The following is a 2,382-nucleotide window of genomic DNA, read 5'->3' as shown; positions in this document are numbered from 1 at the left end:
CCGGTATGGATCGAGGCATAGCATGAGGCGGAGGTGGAGGGCAGCGTCGCGCGCATCTTCCAGACATGGGCCGCGCCTTGCGCCACCCAGCCCTCCAGATTGCCGCACAGCCTGCGCCAATTGGCATAAGGTACGCCGTCAAGAATGATGAGAAGAAGTTTGCGTGGCATAGACAACATCCGGGTTGAGGTTTGCATCAGGGTCTAAGACCGAGCCCCGGTTTGCGGCGCAGTTTCAGGGGCAAAGTCGCGCGGAAACAACGGCCAGCACCGCGCGCGGCACTGGCCGTCAGAAGAAACGATCAGATCACGCCATCCAGCACTTCACTGCCGCCTGTGAATTCATCATGTCTCCGGTCGGATCGGAAACCCAACCTGCGATCTTGTCGCTATGGGCGTCAAGGAAATCATTGAACATCGGAAGGATCAGCCCCCCCTCGTCGCGCACCATCATGCTCATCTCGCTGTAAATCTGCTTGCGTTTTGCGGGATCAAGCTCCGCTCTCGCCTGCATCAGAAGGGCGTCGAACTTCGGATTCCGGAAATGGGTGTCGTTCCAGTCGGCAGTCGAAAGGTAGGCGGTCGAATACATCTGGTCCTGCGTCGGCCGTCCACCCCAGTAGGAGGCACAGAAGGGTTGCTTGTTCCAGACCTCTGACCAGTAGCCATCCCCCGGTTCGCGCTTCAACTCCAGCGGAATCCCCGCCTTCTGCGCGGTTTGCTGGAAAAGCTGTGCCGCATCAACCGCACCGGGGAAGGCCACGTCCGACACGCGAAGAATGATCGGGCTGCCGTCATGGCCGGATTTCTTGTAATGCTCCGCTGCCTTATCCAGATCGAACGGACGCTGCGGCAAAGAGTCGTCGAACAGCGGGTAGGCGGCGTTGATTGGAATGTCGTTCCCGAGCGTGCCATAACCGCGCAGAACCTTCTTCAGCATCTCCTCGCGATCAATGGCAAATTTCAATGCAAGGCGCAGATCGTTGTTGTCGAAAGGTGCGGTGTCGACAAGCATCACAAACACGTTTTGACCGCGCCCCTTCGTCCGCTCCAGCACCATACCGGGCGCTTTCGACAGAAAATCGGCAATCTTCGGCTCGATCAGATTGGCCAGATGCACCTGCCCGGATTGCAGCGCCGCGGTGCGCGCGGTCACATCGTTGATGACAAGGATTTCGGAGGTGTCGAAATGGCCCCGGCTATCGTCCCAATAATCGGCAAACTTCTCAAACGTATGTCTGACGCCGGGGTCGTTCACGACAATCTTGTAGGGGCCGGAAAAGATGCCGCTGGTCGGGTTGTCCATCCCGCCGCCCGGCTGGATGTATAGATGCATGTCCGACATCAGATAGGGCAGGTCGGCATTGGCCTCTGCCAGCGTAACCTCGAACAGATCGCCCTCGGCGCGCATCGAGGAGATGCCCTTCATGATGCCCAAAGCGCCGGAGGTCGCCTTTTCGTTCGAATGGCGCTGCATGGTTTTCAACACATCGTCCGCTGTCAGCTTCGTTCCATCGTGGAAACTGACCCCCTGGCGGATTTTGAACTGCCAGACCTTCGCATCGGGGGAGGAACTGTGATCCTCCGCCAACCGATGCGTGATCTCGCCGGTGGGAGAGCTTTCGACAAGCAGGTCGCCGATATGGGCCATCACGTTGTAGGGCACCTGACTTAGCGTCAGGGCCGGGTCCAGCGTGTTGGAGCTTTCGCCCCCCGCCAGCCCGAGGATCACATGCCCGCCCTTTTTGGGCGTCGCATCCTGCGCCAGAACAGGCGATGCGGAGCTGCTGAGGGCCAGCGCACCTACGGCGGCAGACCCAGCAAGGAAGCTGCGCCGATCCACCCGGCTGTCGATCTGCTCGATCAGCTTGGAAAGTTCGTCTTTCATGTGAAATTCCCCGATATGCTACAGGTGCTTTGGCCCTGTTTATTGGTGAAGTCGCGGTCCCGATCCTACGCTTCCGGAAAAAAAATACATAACATTTTCTTTCCCCATCCCATGCGGCACTTTTGTTTTTGCCACATACCATCCAGGGTTGCGCAAGCTGATTTTTTTGCAAGACGGAGGGCCGGCAATACGGCCGAAATGGTGGCGCGTCATGCTGAGGGTGAGATATGGACGCGCAAGCCTGCATCTTCCAACCCGATGCGCAGGCTTCAGGGATCTGACGCACCGCGCGCATCTTTCGCCTGCGTCTGATGTGATATCCGGAATCGCGCGCTCACCGGGCGATGATCGGATGCAATGGCCGCGCGTGGGTCGCCGATCACGGTACTGTGCAGAAGTTCGATATCGTTGCTGAACGCCATACGGTCCAGATGCAGGAAGGGTCGCCCCGCTGGAAATGTCGGGCCGGGGCTGTGGATGGTTATCCAATCGGGA

General features: G+C 58.7%; 1 protein-coding gene and 2 pseudogenes. All 3 read right to left on the bottom strand.

Annotation, left to right across the window (positions count from 1 at the left end; genetic code table 11):
* A pseudogene (locus L0H65_RS18445) lies at positions 1-170 on the bottom strand (alkaline phosphatase family protein); the annotation flags it as partial.
* Positions 171-306: 136 nt separating this feature from the next.
* Positions 307-1,887 (bottom strand): ABC transporter substrate-binding protein, encoded by a 1,581-nt coding sequence (locus L0H65_RS18440; RefSeq protein WP_301460664.1) that lies wholly within the window; start codon positions 1,885-1,887, stop codon positions 307-309.
* A 269-nt stretch (positions 1,888-2,156) separates the two neighbouring features.
* Positions 2,157-2,382: pseudogene (locus L0H65_RS18435) on the bottom strand (hypothetical protein); the annotation flags it as partial.

Source organism: Pseudorhodobacter sp. (genome assembly GCF_030452865.1).
Taxonomy (GTDB): domain Bacteria; phylum Pseudomonadota; class Alphaproteobacteria; order Rhodobacterales; family Rhodobacteraceae; genus Pseudorhodobacter.
The sequence above is the reverse complement of the archived record's forward strand: the minus strand, read 5'-3'. Positions and strand labels throughout refer to the sequence as shown.

What these genes read in the sequence shown, in the direction of transcription:
- L0H65_RS18440 (WP_301460664.1), bottom strand. Translation starts at nt 1,887, where the DNA reads ATGAAAGACGAACTTTCCAAGCTGATCGAGCAGATCGACAGCCGGGTG.